General features: G+C 70.2%; 13 protein-coding genes. 4 read left to right on the forward strand and 9 right to left on the reverse strand.

Features of this window, described 5'->3' with window-relative positions; genetic code table 11:
* Positions 1-55: 55 nt before the first annotated feature.
* The 4 genes from CW362_RS12410 to CW362_RS12425 form a co-directional block, all read right to left on the reverse strand.
* Positions 56-1,207 (reverse strand): glycosyltransferase, encoded by a 1,152-nt coding sequence (locus CW362_RS12410; RefSeq protein WP_103549461.1) that lies wholly within the window; start codon positions 1,205-1,207, stop codon positions 56-58.
* Positions 1,204-4,134, reverse strand: coding sequence for a bifunctional glycosyltransferase/CDP-glycerol:glycerophosphate glycerophosphotransferase (locus tag CW362_RS12415; RefSeq protein ID WP_103549462.1), 2,931 nt, complete (start codon positions 4,132-4,134; stop codon positions 1,204-1,206). Before CW362_RS12415 ends, CW362_RS12410 begins: the two co-directional genes overlap by 4 nt.
* Before the next feature lie 37 nt (positions 4,135-4,171).
* On the reverse strand, positions 4,172-4,642 hold the full coding sequence (locus CW362_RS12420) for a GtrA family protein (RefSeq protein WP_240657761.1): 471 nt from the start codon (positions 4,640-4,642) through the stop codon (positions 4,172-4,174).
* A gap of 303 nt (positions 4,643-4,945) precedes the next feature.
* A complete protein-coding gene (locus CW362_RS12425; protein ID WP_103549464.1) occupies positions 4,946-9,883 on the reverse strand; it encodes an NAD-glutamate dehydrogenase in 4,938 nt (1,645 codons plus the stop codon).
* 625 nt (positions 9,884-10,508) lie between these two features.
* Between CW362_RS12425 and CW362_RS12430 the strand changes: the two genes are divergently transcribed.
* On the forward strand, positions 10,509-11,075 hold the full coding sequence (locus tag CW362_RS12430; protein WP_103549490.1) for a DJ-1/PfpI family protein: 567 nt from the start codon (positions 10,509-10,511) through the stop codon (positions 11,073-11,075).
* Between the two features lie 32 nt (positions 11,076-11,107).
* Here the strand turns inward: CW362_RS12430 and CW362_RS12435 are convergent, their stop codons facing one another.
* A complete protein-coding gene (locus tag CW362_RS12435) occupies positions 11,108-11,773 on the reverse strand; it encodes an HAD family hydrolase (RefSeq protein ID WP_103549465.1) in 666 nt (221 codons plus the stop codon).
* A 57-nt stretch (positions 11,774-11,830) separates the two neighbouring features.
* Positions 11,831-12,346, reverse strand: a complete 516-nt coding sequence (locus CW362_RS12440) for a DUF6912 family protein (protein WP_103549466.1) — start codon at positions 12,344-12,346, stop codon at positions 11,831-11,833.
* A 355-nt stretch (positions 12,347-12,701) separates the two neighbouring features.
* Between CW362_RS12440 and CW362_RS12445 the strand changes: the two genes are divergently transcribed.
* Positions 12,702-13,364 carry an Rv3235 family protein gene (locus tag CW362_RS12445; RefSeq protein ID WP_103549491.1) on the forward strand — a complete coding sequence of 221 codons (663 nt, stop codon included), beginning with the start codon at positions 12,702-12,704 and terminating at the stop codon, positions 13,362-13,364.
* A gap of 173 nt (positions 13,365-13,537) precedes the next feature.
* Here the strand turns inward: CW362_RS12445 and secA are convergent, their stop codons facing one another.
* Complete coding sequence (secA, locus tag CW362_RS12450) at positions 13,538-16,378, reverse strand: preprotein translocase subunit SecA (protein WP_103549467.1); 2,841 nt, start codon at positions 16,376-16,378, stop codon at positions 13,538-13,540.
* 244 nt (positions 16,379-16,622) lie between these two features.
* Between secA and CW362_RS12455 the strand changes: the two genes are divergently transcribed.
* Both CW362_RS12455 and CW362_RS12460 read left to right on the forward strand, forming a co-directional pair.
* On the forward strand, positions 16,623-17,189 hold the full coding sequence (locus CW362_RS12455; protein ID WP_103549492.1) for a GNAT family N-acetyltransferase: 567 nt from the start codon (positions 16,623-16,625) through the stop codon (positions 17,187-17,189).
* A gap of 94 nt (positions 17,190-17,283) precedes the next feature.
* Positions 17,284-18,549, forward strand: coding sequence for a winged helix-turn-helix domain-containing protein (locus CW362_RS12460; protein WP_103549468.1), 1,266 nt, complete (start codon positions 17,284-17,286; stop codon positions 18,547-18,549).
* 3 nt (positions 18,550-18,552) lie between these two features.
* Here CW362_RS12460 and CW362_RS12465 read toward each other — a convergent pair whose 3' ends face one another.
* Together CW362_RS12465 and hpf are read right to left on the reverse strand one after the other, a co-directional pair.
* Complete coding sequence (locus tag CW362_RS12465) at positions 18,553-19,299, reverse strand: response regulator (RefSeq protein ID WP_103549469.1); 747 nt, start codon at positions 19,297-19,299, stop codon at positions 18,553-18,555.
* 205 nt (positions 19,300-19,504) lie between these two features.
* Positions 19,505-20,197 carry a ribosome hibernation-promoting factor, HPF/YfiA family gene (gene hpf, locus CW362_RS12470; protein ID WP_376450563.1) on the reverse strand — a complete coding sequence of 231 codons (693 nt, stop codon included), beginning with the start codon at positions 20,195-20,197 and terminating at the stop codon, positions 19,505-19,507.
* Positions 20,198-20,497 lie beyond the last annotated feature (300 nt).

Raw genomic sequence — 20,497 nt, forward strand, 5'->3', positions numbered from 1 at the left:
CGACGGCTCCCGCCCCGGGCCGTTCCGCGCACCGGCCGCTCAGCGCACCGGCCGTTCAGCGCTCCAGGAACGCGAACAGTTCCTCCCACCTGCGGACGACCTCGTCCGTCGTGAAGCGCTGGACGTTCGCGCGCGCCGCCTCGCCCATGGAGTCCCGCAGGGCCTTGTCGGACATCAGCGTGTCCAGCCGGCGGGCCAGTTCACCGGTGTTGCCGAGGGTGGCCAGCAGGCCGTCCTCGCCGTCCCGGACGATCTCGCGGACGCCGGGCGCGCAGTCGAAGGCGGCGCACGGCAGGCCGGTGGCCATGGCTTCCATGAGGGCGAGCGGGAAACCCTCGCCGCGTGAGGAGAGCACGAAGACCGAGCCGCCGCGCAGCGCGCCCGGCACGTCGTTCGTCCGCCCCGCCCAGTCGACCGACCCGTCGAGCCCGAGGGCGGTGCACTGCTTCCTCAGGATCTCCTCGTCCTCACCGGAGCCGTAGATCCGCAGCCGCCAGCCGGGATGGAGCGGGGCGACCTCGGCCCAGGCGTCGAGGAGCATGTCGATGCCCTTCTGGTCGCTGAGCCGGCCCACGCTGACGACGGCGTTCCCGGTGCGCGGCGAGGGCACCTCGGGCACGAACGGAAGGGGGTTCGGCATGAAGGACGCGTTGTTCAGGCCTTCCCTGATCCACAGGTCGGCGTCCTCGCGGGTGAGCGCGAGCATCCGGTCGACGTCCCGGTAGTGCTCGAGGACCCGCCTGAAGCGCGAGGTCTTCCGGCAGTACTCGAAGGACTCGTGGCTCATCCCGATGACGGTGAGCCCGCCGGTGTCGGCGAGTTCCACCCATTCCATGGCCCACACCTGGGTGACGATCACGACCGCGCCGGGACGCGCGGCCCGGAACAGCGCGGTCAGCTCGGCGGCCTTCTCCCGCATGCCCGCCGCCCGCTCGGCCCGCAGCCGCCGTGAGGCGAGGTCGAACCGCCCCCCGAGTCCGCGCGCCGGCCGGACCTTCGGCGGGTGCACGTCGTACAACGTCGTGGTGGGGTACGGGACTTCGCCCAGTTCCTGGGGAACGGCGGGCTCGGTGACGCCCACCACGTGCACGCGGTGACCGCGCTCGGTGAAGAGCCGGGCCATCTGGTGCGACCAGCTGGTCACCCCGCCCAGTTCGTCGACGCTGTTGGAGACGAAGAAGATGTCCCGTCCCGCGGAGCCCGTCATCCACGCCTCCGGTGTCCGAAGAACTGGTCGACGACGTCCCGGGCCGCCGTCCCCTGGTCGTACTCGCCGAACTCGGCGACGAACTGCTCCCGTCTGGGCGCGTACTTGACGGCCTGTTCCTCCAGCGAGCCGAGCACCGCGTGCAGTTCGTCCTCGGTCCGCAGCACCGGGCCCGGCGCCCGCTCCAGCAGGTCGAAGTAGGTTCCGCGGTCCTCGTGCACATAGGCGTCGTAGTCGTACGCGAAGAAGAACATCGGGCGGTCGAGGAGGGCGTAGTCGAACATCACGGACGAGTAGTCGGTGATCAGCCCGTCGGCGAGGGCGAGCAGCGGGGTCACGTCGTGGTGGGCGGTGACGTCGACGACACGGCCGCGCACGGACGGCGGGAGCACGACGTGGTTCAGGTAGTGGGAGCGGACCAGGAGGACGTAGCGGTCGCCGAAGGTGTCGGCGAAGCGCTCGACGTCGAAGGGCAGCTCGAACCGCTTCCGTCCGTCGCCGCGGCTGCGGAAGGTCGGGGCGTACAGGAGGACCTGCCGGTCCTCGGGGACGCCCAGTTCGGCCGCCAGCGGGCCGCGTTCGCGTCCCGCGCCGGCCGCCTCGCGCCGCCTCGCCCGCACGAGCGCGTCGTTGCGCGGGTAGCCGACCCGCAGCAGGGTCCGCTCCTGGAGCCGGAACGCCCGCGCGAGGGTGCGCACGTCGTGCTCGGAGCGGACGAGGAACCGGTCGAAGCGGTCCAGGACCTTCTGCTGTTCCGCCTGCTCCTCACGGGACTTGAGCTTCCACTCGGCCTCGTCGAAGCCCATCCGTTTGAGGGCGGAGCCGTGCCAGGTCTGGATGTACGTCGTCTCCGGCCGCTTGGTCAGCTTCAGCGGGTAGCTCTGGTTGTCGACCCAGAACTCGGCCTGTGCGAGCGCCCTGAGATAGGGCAGCGACCAGCGGCGTACGAGGGTGGCGTCGTCCGGGAAGCCGGCCGGACCGCCGGTGTACGCCCACACCGGCTCGAACTCCAGCCCCTGGCGGCGCATCTCCTCGTAGATCGCCCGGGGGCTGTCGCTGTACTGGCGGCCCAGGTGGCTCTCGAAGACGACGAGGCCCTTGCGGACGGGCAGCCGGCTGAAGACCTCGTGGTAGAGGCGGATCTTGGTCTGGCCGGAGGCGAGCCGCCCCCGGAGGGAACGGGCCTTGCGGTAGCCGGTCTTGGCGAGCGTGGCGGCCCGGCCGTGCACCCCGCGCCGCACGACGGCGTCCGCCTTCTTGCCGGGCACCAGCCGGAAGGACAGGTGTCCCCGTGAGGAGACGACCGGCTCGATGCGGTCGGCGACCAGCCGGGTGAGCCGGGGCCGGACGGGCAGCCGGCCCGTGGCGAGCCCGGGTTCGGCCGCGGTGAGCCTCGTGGTGGTGCGCACGCCGTCGACGTCGAGGTGGAGCCGTACGTCCCACACCGCGTCCACGATGCCCAGCGGCCGCACCGTCGTGAGGTCCGCCGAGCCCTCCCAGACGACGGTCCCGCCCGCGTGCCCCACGTTCGCCACGGGGAAGCGGAAGGTCTGGAAGCGCACTCCGGGGCGGCGGGCGTAGAACTCCAGCTCCCCGGTGAGCCGGGCGCCGGGCGGGATCACACCGAGCGGGTTGGTGATGCTCCCGGCGAGCCGCACGGTCGTGCCGCCGCTCTCGTACGAGGTCAGCTCGTTGCGCAGGAACATCCTGTCGACCGGCTTGACGTGGTGGCCGAGTTCGGTGACGTCCAGGACGTGCCGGCCGAAGGGGTCGTCGAGGTGCTCGGCGCACCAGTACACGCGGCCGTCGCGCTCGACGAGCGGCGAGGAGATCTTGTCGCGGTTGGTGAGCGTGTCCACGGCGGGCAGCAGGTTGTCCCAGTCGCTCACCTGGAGGAGGTAGGCGCAGATGGCGTGGATCGGCTCGGTCTCGTCGAAGGCGGTGCGGTCGATCGACTCGAGGTACTCCCGGGCGATCGCCGCGAACTCCTCGCGGTAGGCGGCGTCACGGAAGGGCAGTTCGCGCAGGTGCAGCACGAGGTCGTGCTTGAGGAACTTGACGTCCTTGGCGAACTTCAGTTCCAGGAGCCCCCTGTCCGCGAGGAGCCGGTCGACCCGGCGGTGGATCTCCATGCGGTGCGTGAAGTTGGCGATCTCGTCACGCCGGTTGCTGATGGACTTCGTCTCCGCCTTGTCCGCGACCCTCCAGTCGTACACCCGGTTGGGGATGAGGGTGATGCGGCGGGCGGTGGCGTACGCCTGGGCGGAGAAGAGCAGGTCCTCGTAGTGGATGCCGACCGGGAAGCGCAGCCCCTCGTCGAGCAGGAACCGCCTGCGGTAGCACTTGTTGGTCGACAGGGTGTCGAAGACCAGCAGGTCGGGCAGCTCGGAGATCGACTCCAGGGTCCGGGTGCGCTCGTACAGCCAGGGGTACCACTTGACCTCCTTGCCGGTGCGGGAGTCGACGTGCACCCGCACGCACAGGCCGGAGACCAGGTCCGCGCCGGTGGCCTCGGCGGCCTCCAGCATGTTGCGGCAGGCGTTGCGCTCCAGGACGTCGTCGCTGTCGAGGAAGAGGACGTAGGTGCCGCGGGCCTCGGTGATGCCGCGGTTGCGGGGGGCGCCGCAGCCTCCGCTGTTCTCGGGGAGCCGGCAGGCGCGGACCCGGTCGGGGTGCGCCGCCGCCAGTCCGCGCGCCACCTCGTACGAGCCGTCGGTGCTCCGGTCGTCGACGACGACGACCTCGACGTCGCGCAGCGTCTGGTCCAGGACGGAGCGCACGGCCGTGGGCAGCCGGGCGGCGTCGTTGTAGACGATGACGACCACGGAGACGGCGGGCCTCCCCGGACCGGACCCGGTGGACCCGGCCGGGGAGGCGGTCGGCTCCGCCCCGTCCTCGGCGAACGTGCGAGATTGATCCACATTCATCCTATTAATCGTAGACATCGCACCGCACTCAGGGGAGTTATCGGACGCTCTTCGCGTGTTGGAACACCCACGTCCGGTACACCGTGAAGCGGAACGCCGAGGCCAGGACGATCGACAGCGCCTTGGCGACGTTCGAGCCGAGCGGGCCGCTCATCCCCAGGCCGTGGTAGCCGACGTAGAACAGCAGGCTCTCCATGGCGACACCGAGCCCGCTGAACGCGAAGAAGAGGACGATCTGACGCGGGGTCCGCGAGGCGCGGTCCCGGTAGGCGAAATAGCGGAAGCCGAGGTAGTTCGTCCCCATGGCGACACAGCTGGCGGCCACCGTGGCCGCCATCGGGGCCCACTCCAGGCCGTGCAGCGCCAGGTTGAAGAAGAGGATGTTGACGGCGACGCCGCTGCCGCCGACGACGGAGAACCGGACCACTTCCAGGACGAGCCGGCCGGCCTTCCGGTCCTTCGGCGCCTTCGGGGCCCTCTGGGGGCCGATGACGGGCGGTGCCGCCACGGGGGCCCGCCTTTCGGTGAGGTGCACTGCCACGAGTCCGGAACCTCCACGCGTCTGTCCGTCGGTAGAGCCGCCGGTCGGGCCGTCGGCCGAGCCAACCATAAGCCAAATGTCCTATTTACCAGGTATAGGTAAATTGCGAGCCGGAGTTTCGCGTGAGGCCGGAAAGAAAGAACGCCTGGGGAACGGGCACCGTCGCCCCGTGCGAAACGGGGGCGCCCCGGGTCGTGGTGACCCGGGGCGCCCCCGTCCGCGTACCGCCCGGGCCGTGGGGCCCGGGAACCGCCGGTGGATGACCGGCTTCTAGGAATGCGTGCGCAGCAGCGTCCGCATCGTCCGCATCGCCACCGACAGGTTGGCGAGGTCGAACGAGTCCGATCCCTGGATCTCCTCCAGGGTGGTGCGGGCCCGCCCGAGGATCGCCGCGTTCTTCTCCTGCCAGGCCTCGAAGCGCTGCTCGGGAGTGGAGGCCCCGTTGCCCACCGCCAGGACGTCGGCGGTGAGCCCCGCGTGGGCCGCGTACAGGTCCTCGCGGATCGACGCGCGGGCCATGGACTGCCAGCGGTCGGCGCGCGGCAGCTCGATGATGCGGTCCATGAGCTGGGTGATGCCGAGACGGTCGGCGAGGTCGTAGTAGACCTCGGCGACGGCCATCGGGTCCTGGCCCGTGCGGTCGGCCACCGAGACGATGTCCAGCGCCGGGAAGGCGGAGGAGAACCCGGCCACACGGGTGGCGAGTTCGTCCGGCACGCCGGCGTCCGTCAGCTCGTCGTAGATCTGCTGGTACCACTCCAGGTCCGTGCCGCGGACCAGCTTGGGCAGCTCCGACCACACCTGCTCGACGCCGTCGGTGAAGAAGCTGATCGTTTCGGCGAGCTGGAGCGGCTGCGGCCGGTTGTTGAGCAGCCAGCGCGTGCCGCGCTCGACGAGACGGCGCGAGTGCAGCCGGATCCGGGTCTGGACGTCGGCGGCGACGACATTGTCGAGCGCCTCCACCGCGTCCCACACCGCGCTGGAGTTGAAGATCGCGCGGGCCGCGGTCTGCGCCCTGACGATCTCCTCCAGCGAGGCGCCCGTCTCCTCGCGCAGCCGGTGCAGGAAGCTCGTACCGCCCGTGTTGACCGTGTCGTTGACCAGGACGGTCGTCACGATCTCACGGCTCAGCGCGTGCCCCTCGATCTGCTCGCGGAACTGGTCGCGCAGCGCCGTCGGGAAGTACGCGAGCAGCAGGCTGTGCAGATACGGGTCGTCGGGCAGCGAGGTGGCGAGCAGGTCGACGGAGACCGTGATCTTCGTGTACGCGAGCAGGACCGCCGTCTCGGGACCGGTCAGCCCCAGACCGGCGTTGAGCCGCTCGCGGATCTGCCGCTCGCTGGGCAGGAACTCCAGCGCCCGGTCCAGGTGCCCCTCGCGGACCAGGTGGCGCAGGAAGCGCTGCTGGGCGTGGAGCATGCTCGGGGACTGGGCCAGCGCGTTGGCGATCGCCACGTTCTGCGCGTAGTTGTTGCGCAGCACCAGGGCGCCGACCTCGTCGGTCATCTCGGCGAGCAGCTTGTTGCGCTGCTTGACGGTCAGATCGCCGTTGGCCACCACCGCGTTGAGCAGGATCTTGATGTTCACCTCGTGGTCGGAGGTGTCCACGCCCGCACTGTTGTCGATGGCGTCCGTGTTGATCTTGCCGCCGTGCTGGGCGAACTCGATCCGGCCGAGCTGGGTCAGACCGAGGTTGCCGCCCTCGCCGACGACCTTGACGCGCAGCTCGGCGCCGTCCACGCGGATCGCGTCGTTGGCCTTGTCGCCGACCTCGGCGTTCGACTCGGCGGACGACTTCACGTACGTGCCGATGCCGCCGTTCCACAGCAGGTCGACGGGCGCCTGGAGGATCGCCCGCATCAGGTCGGCCGGCGTCATCTTCGCGACGTTCGACTCGATGCCGAGGGCCTCGCGGATGTGCGCGTTGACCGGGATGGCCTTGGCGCTGCGCGGGAAGACACCGCCGCCGGCCGAGATCAGCTCGGCGTCGTAGTCGGCCCACGAGGAACGCGGCAGCTCGAACAGGCGGCGGCGCTCGGCGTAGGAGGTCTCCGCCGTCGGGTTCGGGTCGATGAAGATGTGCCGGTGGTCGAACGCGGCGACCAGGCGGATGTGCTCGGAGAGCAGCATGCCGTTGCCGAACACGTCGCCGGACATGTCGCCGACGCCGACCACGGTGAAGTCCTGCGTCTGGGTGTTGACGCCGAGTTCCCGGAAGTGCCGCTTCACGGACTCCCAGGCACCGCGGGCGGTGATGCCCATCTTCTTGTGGTCGTACCCGGCGGAGCCGCCGGAGGCGAACGCGTCGCCGAGCCAGAAGTCGTAGGACTGGGCGACCTCGTTGGCGATGTCCGAGAACGTCGCCGTGCCCTTGTCGGCAGCGACCACGAGGTAGGTGTCGTCCTCGTCGTGCCGGACGACGTCGGCGGGCGGGACGACCTCGCCGGCCACCATGTTGTCGGTGATGTCGAGCAGCGCGGAGATGAAGGTCCGGTAGCTGCGGATGCCCTCGGCCATCCACGCGTCGCGGTCCACGGCCGGGTCGGGCAGCTGCTTGGCGACGAAGCCGCCCTTGGCGCCGACCGGCACGATGACGGTGTTCTTCACCATCTGCGCCTTGACCAGGCCGAGGATCTCCGTGCGGAAGTCCTCGCGCCGGTCGGACCAGCGCAGACCACCGCGCGCGACCTTGCCGAAGCGCAGGTGCACGCCCTCGACGCGCGGCGAGTACACCCAGATCTCGAACGCCGGGCGCGGCGCCGGGAGGTCCGGGATGGCCGTCGGGTCGAACTTCATGGAGACGTACTCGTGCGGCGTGCCGTCGGCCGTCCGCTGGAAGAAGTTCGTGCGCAGGGTCGCCTTGATCAGGTGGAGGAAGGACCGCAGGATCCGGTCCTCGTCCAGCGAGGCCACCTGGTCGAGGGCCGCGTCCAGCTCCTCCAGCAGGGCGTCGGTCAGCTCGACACCGGCGCGCTGGCGCTCCGGCGACATCCGCGCCTCGAACAGCGAGACGAGCAGCCGGGTGGTGTGGACGTTGTTGCGGAGGGTGTCCTCCATGTAGTCCTGGCTGAAGGTGGAGCCGGCCTGGCGCAGGTACTTCGCGTAGGCGCGCAGCACCATCGACTGCCGCCAGGTCAGTCCGGCGCTCAGCACGAGGGCGTTGAAGCCGTCGTTCTCGGCCTGTCCGGTCCAGGTGGCGGCGAAGGCCTCCTGGAACCGCTCGCGGCCGTCGTCGCCGAGGTAGTCGCCGTTGCCGTTCAGGGACTTGGGCAGGCGCAGCCCGAAGTCGTAGATCCACGCCGTCGTGCGGTCCGAGCAGCGCAGTTCGTAGGGCCGCTCGTCGGTGACCTCGACGCCCATGCGGTTCAGGGCGGGCAGGACCGCCGAGAGCGAGACCTGATCGCCACCGCGGTAGATCTTGAAGCGGCGTTCGCCGGATGCCGTGCCCACCGGCTCGTACAGGCTGAGCGCGAAGTCCTTGCTGGGATCCTGGCTGAGCGCCTGGAGGTGGACCAGGTCGGCGACGGCGGAGCGCGGGGAGTGGTCGGCCTTGTAGCCCTCGGGGAAGGCGTTGCCGTACCGGCGCAGCAGTTCGGCGGCGCGCTCCTCGCCGCACTCGGCGGTCAGCGCCTCCGCGAAGCCGTCGGCCCAGGAACGGGCGGCCTCGACGAGACGCGCCTCGATGCGCTCCTTGTCGAAGTCGGACAGCTGCGGCAGCTCGGTGCCCGGCTCGACCCGGACCACGAAGTGCAGCCGGGACAGGATCGACTCGGTGTTCCAGGCCGTGAAGTCGACGCTGGTGCCGCGGAGCTCTTCCTTCAGGATGTCGATGATCCGCAGGCGCACACCGGTGGTGTAGCGGTCGCGCGGGAGGTAGACGAGGGCCGAGTAGTAGCGCCCGTACTCGTCCTGGCGCAGGTAGAGCCGCAGCCGGCGCCGCTCCTGGAGGTACAGGACGGACGTGACGATCGCCCGGAGCTCGTCGGCGGGGGTCTGGAACAGCTCGTCGCGCGGGTAGGTCTCCAGGATCTGGAGCAGGTCGCGTCCGTCGTGGCTGTTGGGCGAGAACCCGGCGCCGCGCAGGACCTCCTCGACCTTGCGGCGGACGACGGGCACCCGGCGCACGGACTCGGTGTAGGCGGCGGAGGAGAACAGGCCCAGGAAGCGGCGCTCCCCGATGACCTCGCCGTTCTCGTCGAACTTCTTGACCCCGACGTAGTCCAGGTACGACGGCCGGTGCACGGTGGCCCGGCTGTTCGCCTTGGTCAGGATCAGCAGCTTGTGCTCGCGGGCCTTGGCCCGGGCGTCGGCGGGCAGCCGCTCGAAGGACGGGCTGACCGGGTGGCTGTCCTCGCCGTGCTGCGGGTCGGAGCGCAGGATGCCGAGCCCGGTGCCGGGGACGGCGGCCAGCGAGTCGTCGTCGCGGAGCTGGTACTCGCGGTAGCCGAGGAAGGTGAAGTGGTCGCCGGAGAGCCAGCGCAGCAGCTCGCGGGCCTCCTCGACCTCCTGGTCGCGCAGGTCGTCGGCGGTCGGCTCCTTGGGGAGCTCCTCGGCGATCCGCAGCGCCGCGTCGCGCATCTTCTCCCAGTCCTCGACGGCCTCACGGACGTCGGACAGGACGCGCAGCAGGTCGGCGGTGATCTGCTTCAGGTCGGCGCGGTCGGTCTCGCGGTCGATCTCGACGTGGATCCACGACTCGACGTGCGCGTCGTGCGGCAGGTCCTCGGCGGAGGGCCGCGCGGGCAGCACCTCGATGAGCTTGCCGGTGAGGTCGCGCCGGACGACGAACTGCGGGTGGATGACGACGTGGATGCCGCGCCCCTGGCGGGACAGCTCGTTGGTCACCGAGTCGACGAGGAAGGGCATGTCGTCCGTGACCACCTCGACGACGGAGTGGCTGGAGGTCCAGCCGTTCTCCTCGACGGTGGGCGTGTGCACGCGCACGTTGGCCGTGCCCTGAGGGCGCGTCTCGGCCAGTCTGTAGTGGGAGAAGGCCGTTCCGAAGACGTCGACCGGGTCGCGGTCGGTGAGGTCCTCCGGGGCCGTGTGCAGGTAGTAGCGCTGGAGGAACGCGAGCACGGTGTCCCGGTCGGGGGTGCCCTCGCCCGTCGTCCCAGTCGGTAGGTGCCCCCCGACCGGGCTGTTCTCAGCTACCCGGGCGGCCCTCTCGAGCAGCTCGGCCTTGGCTTCGTCCAGCTTGGTCTGCATTGTCCTCTGGCTCCTGTCGCGCGCCGTTGCGTGACGTTGAAGGAAATACGGTCTCGTCGCTTCCGACGCAACGCCGTGACACGGGGTGTCCGGTCTGCTCCGACGCTATGCCGCAAGGTGAGATGGGCGGGGTGGTATCGGCCATTTCCGACCCCCCTGGAGACGGTGACGCCGCTTCCGGCGCCGTCCGTTCCCGGGGTGCCGTCGACGTACGGACCGCGCTGTCGCCGGCGCTCGCCGCGTTTCCGCTCGCGCATGCGGCAGCCGTCATGATCCCGTCCCGCCCGTGAGAATCAGCGATCGACGCCCGGTCACGGATGTCGTCCGTGCGCTCCGGGCGCGGGGCAGGGGCGACGATGCCCCCGCGAGATATCGCGCTGATCACGCCACCAGGCTATCGCCCCCGACCGGGGAGTCGTCATGAGCCGTATGTGTACAAAACCGGGGGTGGAACTTTGACACTATGCACAGGGACGAACGAGGCGACGGCATGCAGTGCGGGCCGACCGCGGGCTACCGTCGTCCTACGGGCAGTGTTCTGCCCCGTGGCACGCACCTGCCCCGGAGGCGGTTGACCGGGACGGCGGACGGAACGCTCAAGGACGGCCGACGGGAGCGCAGCACCATGGCAGCGAAGATCCTCATTGTCACCGGCGACGCGGCGGAGTCGCTGGAAGTCCTCTATCCCTACCAGCGTCTGCGCGAGGAGGGGTACGAGGTCCACATCGCGGCCCCCACCCGCAAGAAGCTCCAGTTCGTGGTCCACGACTTCGAGCCGGGCTTCGACACGTACACCGAGAAGCCGGGCTACACCTGGCCCGCGGACCTGGCCTTCGCGGAGGTCGACCCCGGCGCGTACGCCGCCCTGGTCATCCCTGGCGGGCGCGCCCCGGAGTACCTCCGCAACGACCTCGAACTCCGCAAGATCCTGAAGTCGTTCTTCGACGCGGACAAGCCGGTGGCCCAGATCTGCCACGGCCCCCTGCTGACCGCGTCCGTCGACAGCCTGAGCGGGCGCCGCGTCACGGCCTACCCCGCACTGGAACTCGACATGCAGGCGGCGGGCGCCACGTTCCAGGACGCGGAGGCCGTCGTCGACGGCACCCTGGTCTCCGCCCGCGCCTGGCCGGACCACTCCGCCTGGATGCGCGAGTTCCTCAAGGTGCTGCGCTCCAGGGTCCCGGTGGACTGACGTCCCTGTGGACCGACGGGCGCGGCCGGTCCTCAGGCCGCCAGCCGGCCGGCCTCCTCGACCGCCTCCTCCAGGCTGTCCACCACGGGGACGCCGGCCTCCTCCAGGCTGGCGCGGCTGTGGGAGCCCCCGGTGTAGAGGACGGCCCCGGCACCGACGTGCCGTGCGGCCGTGGCGTCGTCCAGCGCGTCGCCGATCACCACCACCCGGGCCGGTTCGACACCGGCGAGGGCGGCGAGGTGGCGCACCATGTGCTCGGCCTTGCTGCCGCCGGAGGGCCCGGTGCGCCCGTCCACCCGCAGGAAGTGCGACTCGATCCCGAAGCCCCGCACCAGCGGGACCAGCTCCTCGTGCACGTACATGCTCAGGATGGACTGGCTGCGGCCCCCCGCCGCCCATCCGGCGAGCAGGGCGGGCACCCCGACGGTGAGCCCGCACGCCCTGCGGTGTTCGGCGTAGTACCGGTGGAAGGTCTCGTCCATGAGCTGCCACTCGGTGTCCGACGGCAGCCGTCCCATCAGCCGCTCGTAGAACTTCGGCACGGGCACGCAGTACATCGCCCGGTACCGCTCCAGGGTGATCGGCTCAAGTCCCAGCTCGGCGAACGCCGCGTTCGTCGCCCCGATGATCGCGTCATTGTCGTGGAACAGCGTGCCGTTCCAGTCCCACACAATGTGCGCTTCTCCTTGCTTCCCCATACGGAGAAAGTACCCCCCGCCACCGACAGCACGGCGTGACGGGAGGGGACCGGGCGGCTACTCCCCGAGGCCGACCAGGCCGGGGACCTCCTGCGTGGCGAACCACAGCAGTTCGTGGTCCTCCGCGCCGTCGACCACGAACTGGGCGTCGTCGTCCCCGGCGTCCGCCGCGCCGACCGCGGACGCGGCCGCGGTCACGTCCGCCTCGGCGTCGGCCGCGTCGACGTGCACGGCGGCCGCCTTGGCCAGGGTCACGTCCTGGGAGACCCGCACCTCGCCGAGCGCCGCGGGATCGAGTCCGCGGTCGGGGTCGGCGGCCGCGGCCCGGTCCGGGACGTCGACCGCGACGACGACCCGGCGCCGGGCGGCCTCCGGCTCGGCCGCCAGGAGCCGCAGCGAGGCCAGTGCGGCGCGGCTCAGCGCCGCGTACTCCAGTTCCTCGATGTCGTCGGAGAGGTACCACTCGCGCAGGGCGGGCGTGACGGCGTACGCGGTGAACGGTCCCGTCTCCAGCTCTCCCGTCTTGTACGCCTCGGCGAGACCGGAGAGGGTCAGGGGGACGTAGACGCGCATGGCTGGCCGCTTTCGTAGTCGGGGCTCCGGGGTCACGCGGTCCGAGCACTCCGGGGAGGGCCGTCCCGCGCCTCCGGGAGGGACTTCAGGATACGTGCGGGTGTCCCCTTTCGAGGTCCCGGCGACACTCTCCGTGGCGTCCACCCCACGCCGACGATTCACCCGGTCCTCCCCCGTGCCGCCAAGGGTTCCGCCCCTCCCGGCAACCCTGATAGGTGAACTTTCCGGCCGCCGCGACGCGCTCCCGCCGTCCTTGCGCGGGCCCCCTCCCGGCTCGTACAAGATCCCCGACACCAAAGTTACCGACTGGTACCCGCCGGTGCCGACCGGTCCGGACGACGAACGGGGACGACGCATGAACAAGGTGATGACCAGGACGAGGCGCCACCCGGGCACCCGGCCGCCCGGCCGTCAGGACTCCCGGCGCCCCGGCGGCTCCCCGCCCCGCACCCCGGGCACGGGCACCCCCGCCAGGACCCCGGGCGGACGCCCGCCGCAGGACACGAACCCGTCCCCCGCCCGCACCCCCTCGTCCCCGCGGCCCCCGGCCCTCCTGGCACCGGCCGGTGGCCGCGCGCCGGTGACCGTGAGGGAGGACGACGGGTCCCCGGCGACGGCGCGGGGCGGGGCCCGGCCGCTCACCGCGTCGTCCGCCGAAGCGCCTCTGCGTCCGGCTCCCCGGCCCCGCCCCACCGATGTCTTCGCCGAACGTCTGCTGGCCGTGCTGAGCGGCGCCCGCCCCGTCCACTGCATGCTGCGCCACACCGCGGGCCGGGCCTACGACGAACTGGTCCGGCTCGCCGAACTCGGCCCTCTGCGCACCCGGGGTCCCCGTCCCGTCGTACGCGACGTCGGCTACTACGTCGCACGCCCGGACGCCGTCGAGGCCTTCGCCCGCATCGGCGCCGGCGACCAGCTCCGCGCCATGGCCTTCCGGCTGGAACAGGGACCCGACCTCCGCTGGCGCTGCACCGCCATCGAGCTCGGCGGCCCGCGCACCCCCCGCCCCCGGGGCTGAACGGCGCCGTCGCGCCACGTCCGGGCCACGGGCCGTCGGCCCCCGGCCCGCGGTGTCCACAGCCGACCCCGGACGGTGGCCCGGACACGGGAAGGGCCGGACACCAGGTGTCCGGCCCTTCCCGTGTCATCCGGTCGCGTGCCGCGGTACTGCCCGCCGCAGGCGACCCTCACTCACTTCTTGCGGCGACGCACGCCGCCCTTCTGCTGCTTGCGGCGCTCCGCGCGCGTGAGGCCGTCCGCCTCGGACCGCACGGGCTCGTCGCTGGCGAAGTCGCCCTCGACGATGCCGCCCTCGCCGTCCACGGTCGGCGCGGAGAAGTGCAGCCGGTCCGGGCGCTGCGGGGCATCGAGGCCCTTGGCACGGATCTCGGGCCGCGCCGCGCCCGCGGGGACCGCTTCCTGCTGGGCCGGGGACGGCACGGAGTCCTGGACCGGGACCTCCTCGACCTGCTGCTCGACCTGGACCTCCAGGTTGAACAGGTAGCCGACGGACTCCTCCTTGATGCCGTCCATCATGGCGCTGAACATGTCGAAGCCCTCGCGCTGGTACTCGACCAGCGGGTCCTTCTGGGCCATCGCACGCAGGCCGATGCCCTCCTGGAGATAGTCCATCTCGTAGAGGTGCTCACGCCACTTGCGGTCCAGGACCGACAGCACGACCCGGCGCTCCAGCTCACGCATGATCTCGGAGCCGAGCTGCTCCTCGCGGGACGCGTACTGGTCGTGGATGTCGTCCTTGATGGACTCGGAGATGAACTCGGCGGTCAGACCGGAACGGTCGCCGGCCTCCTCCTCCATCTCGTCGACGGTGACCTTCACCGGGTAGAGCTGCTTGAAGGCGCCCCACAGCCGGTCGAGGTCCCACTCCTCGGCGAAGCCCTCGGCGGTCTCGGCCGCGATGTAGGCGTCGATGGTGTCGTCCATGAAGTGCTGGATCTGCTCCTGGAGGTCCTCGCCCTCCAGCACGCGACGGCGCTCGCCGTAGATGACCTCGCGCTGCCGGTTGAGCACCTCGTCGTACTTCAGGACGTTCTTGCGGGTCTCGAAGTTCTGCTGCTCGACCTGCGACTGGGCGGAGGCGATGGCGCGCGTGACCATCTTGTTCTCGATCGGTACGTCGTCCGGCACGTTCGCCATCGACATGACGCGCTCGACCATCTGCGCCTTGAACAGGCGCATCAGGTCGTCGCCCAGGGAGAGGTAGAAGCGGGACTCGCCCGGGTCTCCCTGACGGCCGCTTCGACCGCGGAGCTGGTTGTCGATGCGCCGCGACTCGTGCCGCTCGGTGCCCAGCACGTAGAGCCCGCCGAGGTCGTGGACCTCGTCCTTCTCGGCCTTCACCACCGCCTCGGCCCGTTCCAGGGCCGCGGGCAGGGCGTGCGCCCACTCCTCGATGTGCTCCTCGGGGTCGAGGCCGCGCTGGCGCAGCTCCGCCTCCGCGAGGTCCTCGGGGTTGCCGCCGAGCTTGATGTCGGTACCACGGCCGGCCATGTTGGTCGCGACGGTGACGGCACCCTTGCGACCGGCCTGGGCGACGATCGTCGCCTCCCGGTCGTGCTGCTTGGCGTTCAGCACCTCGTGCTGGATGCCCCGCTTGGAGAGCTGCTGCGAGAGGTACTCGGACTTCTCGACCGACGTCGTACCGACGAGGATCGGCTGGCCCTTCTCGTGCTTCTCGGCGATGTCGTCGACCACCGCGTCGAACTTGGCGATCTCCGTGCGGTAGATCAGGTCCGACCGGTCGTTGCGCTGCATCGGCCGGTTGGTCGGGATCGGGACGACACCGAGCTTGTAGATCTGGTGGAACTCGGCGGCCTCGGTCATCGCCGTACCGGTCATGCCGGAGAGACCGGGCACTTCCTTGCCGTTGTGGTCGTGGCGCTTGTAGAGGCGGAAGAAGTTCTGCAGGGTGATCGTGGCGAGCGTCTGGTTCTCGTCCTTGATGTCCACCCCTTCCTTCGCCTCGATCGCCTGGTGCATGCCCTCGTTGTAGCGGCGGCCGGCGAGGATACGGCCGGTGTGCTCGTCGACGATCATGACTTCGCCGTCGATGACGACGTAGTCCTTGTCCTTCTTGAACAGTTCCTTGGCCTTGATGGCGTTGTTCAGATAACCGACGAGCGGGGTGTTCACCGACTCGTAGAGGTTGTCGATGCCCAGCCAGTCCTCGACCTTGCCGACACCGGACTCGTGGATGGCGACGGTGCGCTTCTTCTCGTCGACCTCGTAGTCGCCGGTCTCCTCGATGCCCTTCAGCGGGTTGCCGGGCTCGCCCTTCTTCAGGCGGATGACCAACTTGGCGAAGTCGCCGTACCACTTGGTGGCCTGGTCGGCCGGGCCGGAGATGATCAGCGGCGTCCGGGCCTCGTCGACGAGGATGGAGTCGACCTCGTCGACGATCGCGAAGTTGTGGCCGCGCTGGACGAGTTCGTCCTGGGACCAGGCCATGTTGTCGCGCAGGTAGTCGAAGCCGAACTCGTTGTTCGTGCCGTACGTGATGTCGCACGCGTACTGCTCACGGCGCTGGGCCGGAGTCATGTTGGCGAGGATGCAGCCGACCTCGAGCCCGAGGAACTTGTGGACGCGGCCCATCATCTCGGAGTCGCGCTCGGCCAGGTAGTCGTTGACCGTGATGAGGTGGACGCCGGCTCCGGAGAGGGCGTTCAGGTACGCGGGCAGGGTGCCGACGAGGGTCTTGCCCTCACCGGTCTTCATCTCCGCGACATAGCCGAGGTGGAGCGCGGCGCCGCCCATGATCTGCACGTCGTAGTGACGCTGGCCGAGGGCGCGCTTGGCCGCCTCGCGAACGGTCGCGAAGGCTTCGGGCAGCAGGTCGTCGAGGCTCTCGCCGTCGGCGTACCGCTGCTTGTACTCATCGGTGAGGGCCCTCAGCTCGGCGTCGGAGAGGTCGACGAAGTCCTCTTCGATGGAGTTGACCTGGTCCGCGATGCGGTGCAGTTTGCGCAGGATCTTGCCTTCGCCTGCACGCATGATCTTCGAGAGGACGGACACGGGGGTTTGTCTCCTTGCCGGTCGGGCCTGGGACGGTCGGTTTCAATGACAGATTCAAATCACAGCTTGAGCAACGGCCATCGTAAGCGAGGACCACACCGCGCCGGGAGGTCTGCCGGTGACAGCCACTAGGACAACGGACGGGTGCCGCCGAAGGTGCCGCGCCCATACAGCGAAAAGTAGCGAACCGATCACCCAGGGCAAAGGAATGGCGTCCTTCCGGATGCCCGAGCAGAATCGGCCGATGGACCCCGTCACGCTGACCACCGACCGTCTCGTCCTGCGCGCCGTGGGCGTGGAGGACACCGACGCCGTCTTCGCGGCCGCCCAGGATCCCGACATCCAGCGCTGGACCACGATCCCGTCGCCCTATCTGCTCGAGCACGCGTCGGGCTTCACGGACCAGACGGTGCCCGAGGGCTGGGCGGACGGTTCGGCCTTCACCTTCGGGATCTTCCTCCCCTCCGGGGAGCTGGCGGGCATGCTCTCCATCACCATGCGCTCCCTGGGCGTCGCCGAGGTGGGCTACTGGGCGGCGAAGGAGCACCGCGGCAACGGCTACATCGCCGAGGCCACCGTCGCCGCCTCCCGCTGGGCCTTCACGGACCTGTCCGTCGACCGTGTCGAATGGCGCGCCGAGGTCGGCAACACCGGTTCCCGCGGGGTGGCCGAACGCGCCGGCTTCACCGTCGAGGGGACCCTCCGCTCCGCCCTCAACAACAAGGGCGTGCGCAGGGACTGCTGGGTGGGCTCGCTGCTCCCCTCCGACCTGGGCCTCCCCTCGACGGCTCCGTACCTGCCGGCCAGGTGAGCTCCGTACGGGTCCCGGCGCCGTACCCCGCGCCGGACCCCGCGACCGGTCCGCGGGCGCCCCGGTTGTCAGTGGCACCGCCTACCGTGTGGGCATGACGAGTCTCCCGCGTCCCACCACCGAACTCTCCGCGGACGAAGCCCGCCGCATCGCCCTGCGGGCGCAGGGTTTCCTGGGCGCCCCGGACCGCAGGGCGGGCGTCCGCGGGGTCCTGCGGCACCTCGGCGCGGTCCAGCTCGACACGATCTCCGTCCTCGCCCGGTCCCACGAACTGATCCCGTACGCCCGTCTCGGCGCCGTCGGCCGCAAGACCGTCGAACAGGCCTACTGGACGTCCGCGCCGCCCGCCGGCACACCGTCCGCCGAGACACCCCCGGCACCGCACGCCTTCGAGTACTGGTCCCACGCGGCCTGCATCCTGCCCGTGGAGGAGTGGCCCCACTTCGCGTTCCGCCGCCGCGCCTACCGCGCCCGCCCGCACTGGAACCACGACCTGCCCGACGGCGCCTACGACCAGGTCGTCAAGCAGCTGCGCGCCGAAGGACCCCTCACGGCCACGGACTTGGGCGGGGCGAAGAAGACCAGCGAGTGGTGGGACTGGTCGGGCACGAAGGTCGCCGTCGAGCGCGCGCTGATGTACGGCGAGGTGGTGTGCGTGGAGCGGCGCGGCTGGAAGCGGGTCTACGACCTGGCGGAGCGCGCGATCCCCGAGCCGCTGCTCCATGACGAACTGGACGACAGGGAGTGCGTGCGCCGTCTCGTCCGCCTCGCCGGCCGGTCCCTCGGTGTCGGCACCCGCGCGGACATCGCCGATTACCACCGCCTCAAGCTGGAGCAGGTCGACGCGGTGATCGCGGACTCGGGCCTGGTCGCCGTGACGGTGGAGGGCTGGGGCAGGGCCGCGGCCGGAAAGGGCGCCGGCGGTTCGGGCGGAAGACCGGCCGGTGACGCGTGGGCGGACCCGGCGGCGCTGGAGACGGTCCCGCGCGGCCGCCACCGTACGACGCTCCTGTCGCCGTTCGACTCCCTCATCTGGGAGCGGGCGCGCACGGAGCGGATCTTCGACTTCACGCACCGGCTGGAGGCGTACACGCCCAGACCGAAGCGGATCCACGGCTACTTCGCGATGCCGGTCCTGGCCGGGGGCCGGCTCGTCGGCCGGGTCGATCCGGCCCGGGAGGGTCGCACGCTGGTCGCCAGGCAGGTCACCCTGGACGGTGCGAAGGCGGTCCCGGCGGTGGCTCAGGCCCTGGCGGAGGCCGCGGGCTGGGTGGACTGCACGGACGTGCGGGTCGAGCGGGTGGACGCTCCCGACCTGCGCGAACCACTGGCCGCGGAGCTCGTCCGCATCCTGGGGTGACGTCTAGCGGATCTCGAGGATCTTCTCCCGCATCGCGTACACCACGGCCTCCATCCTGGAGTGCAGTTGCAGCTTCTCCAGGATGTTGCGCACGTGGTTCTTCACGGTGTTCTCGGAGATGAACAGCTCCTTGGCGATGTCACGGTTGTTCATCCCCGTGGCCACCAGCTTGAGGACCTCCAGCTCACGGTCGGTGAGCCGCGGCGCCGGCACCAGCCGGCGCTCGTCGGTCCGCTGGATCATCGACTTGAACTCGGTGAGGAGCTTCGACGCCATCGACGGGCTGATCTGCGACTGCCCGTCGGCCACCGCGCGGATGGCCGTGGCCACCTCGTCCGTGGAGATCTCCTTGAGGAGGTACCCGGTCGCCCCCGCCTTGATCGCGTCGTAGAGGTCGGCCTCCTCGTCGCTGATCGTCAGCATGATGATCTTCGCGCTGGGGGCCACCTCCTTGATGGAGGTGCACGCCTCGATACCGCCGCGCTTGGGCATCCGCACGTCCATCAGCACGATGTCGGGCAGCAGGTCGGCGGCCTTGTCGACCGCCTCCGCCCCGTCACCCGCCTCCCCGACGACCTGGATGTCCTCCTCGGCGGCGAGCACGATCTCCAGGCCTCGGCGGAAGAGGGCGTGGTCGTCCACGACGAGGACCCTGATGGGCTCCTCACGTGAAGGGTCCCCGTCCGGGCCGGAGGCGACGACTCCGTCGTCAGTACCACCGGCACGCATCGGTCCGAAGCTGTCCGCCATCGTTCCTCCCCCTGAAGGCCGTGGCCTGTGTTTCCGTGGCATCGCCAACCCAAGGCAACGGCCCACCGGTTGGGCCGGTGCGGCCATGATTCCATGTCCGGACGGCGGCGGGGTGACGGAGCGGGACGTGAAGTGGTCGCACACCGGTGCCCCTGGGGGCGCACTCACGCTCCAGGGGCACCGGCTCATCCGTCACCGTGGACGGTCAGCCGCCGAGCGCGCCGCCCGGCGCGTCCGCTCCGCCCTGGGCGACCATCGCTTCCGTGCTGAGGTGGATGACCCCGTAGTCGTACGCATGGCGCCGGTAGACGACGCTGGGCTCCTTGGTCTCGGAGTCGACGAAGAGGTAGAAGTCGTGCCCGACCAGCTCCATCTCGTAGAGCGCCTGGTCGAGCGTCATCGGTGCGGCCACGTGGGTCTTCTCCCGGACGACACAGGGGCCTTCGCCCATGATCTCGAGAGAGCCGATCTTCTTGGTGGGCACGGCGTCCGGCTCCTCGTCACGGACGACGTCGCCGCTGCCGTTCAGGGTCGCGGCACCCGGGACGACGTCGGCGACCTCGGCTGCCGAGATCCTGCCGTTGCCACGGCGGGTGTAACGCTTGTCGTGCTGCTTGCGCAGCCTGGCCTCGAGCTTGTCCGCAGCCAGGTCGAGTGCTGCATACGCGTCGCTTGCCGCCGCCTCCGCCCGGATCACCGGTCCGCGGGAGTGGAGCGTGATCTCCACCCGGTCACTGCGGTCGGCCTGTCGGGGGTTGGGCTCCTTGGACACCTCGACGTCGAGGCTGATCACCTTGCCATCGAGCTTCTGGATCTTCTCCAGCTTCAGCTTCTCGGCCACGTGCTTGCGGAACCGCTCGGGCACCTCGGTCTTGCGGCCCTTGACGACGATGTCCACGCAGAACTCCGTTCCCGGATAGCCCCGCTCCACTGGCGGAGCATCTCCCTTTTGCACCAGATTCCGGTGAGCCCCGGAACCTCGGACTCGGTGACTTTCACCTCCTCCTCCCCCAAGGACAAGATCTCCACCCCACCGATGCGGGTGATTGCCGGAAAGTCACGCTTCGGCACTCGGATGCGCGAGGTACGGCCTGCGCCATTGCCTCACAACCGAACATATCTCGCCCGGACGGATGTCGTCACCCTCTACTGATACGTACCTCCGTTCAGGTGAATTGACTCTCGTATTACCTGCAAC

Origin of the sequence: Streptomyces populi, assembly GCF_002911015.1 — a bacterium.
GTDB lineage: Bacteria > Actinomycetota > Actinomycetes > Streptomycetales > Streptomycetaceae > Streptomyces > Streptomyces populi.

Excerpts from the sequence above, each read along its gene's own strand:
- CW362_RS12410 (WP_103549461.1), bottom strand. The coding sequence starts at position 1,207 with ATGACGGGCTCCGCGGGACGGGACATCTTCTTCGTCTCCAACAGCGTC.
- CW362_RS12415 (WP_103549462.1), bottom strand. The coding sequence starts at position 4,134 with ATGAATGTGGATCAATCTCGCACGTTCGCCGAGGACGGGGCGGAGCCG.
- CW362_RS12425 (WP_103549464.1), bottom strand. The coding sequence starts at position 9,883 with ATGCAGACCAAGCTGGACGAAGCCAAGGCCGAGCTGCTCGAGAGGGCC.
- CW362_RS12430 (WP_103549490.1), top strand. The coding sequence starts at position 10,509 with ATGGCAGCGAAGATCCTCATTGTCACCGGCGACGCGGCGGAGTCGCTG.
- CW362_RS12435 (WP_103549465.1), bottom strand. The coding sequence starts at position 11,773 with ATGGGGAAGCAAGGAGAAGCGCACATTGTGTGGGACTGGAACGGCACG.
- CW362_RS12440 (WP_103549466.1), bottom strand. The coding sequence starts at position 12,346 with ATGCGCGTCTACGTCCCCCTGACCCTCTCCGGTCTCGCCGAGGCGTAC.
- CW362_RS12445 (WP_103549491.1), top strand. The coding sequence starts at position 12,702 with ATGAACAAGGTGATGACCAGGACGAGGCGCCACCCGGGCACCCGGCCG.
- CW362_RS12455 (WP_103549492.1), top strand. The coding sequence starts at position 16,623 with ATGGACCCCGTCACGCTGACCACCGACCGTCTCGTCCTGCGCGCCGTG.
- CW362_RS12460 (WP_103549468.1), top strand. The coding sequence starts at position 17,284 with ATGACGAGTCTCCCGCGTCCCACCACCGAACTCTCCGCGGACGAAGCC.
- CW362_RS12465 (WP_103549469.1), bottom strand. The coding sequence starts at position 19,299 with ATGGCGGACAGCTTCGGACCGATGCGTGCCGGTGGTACTGACGACGGA.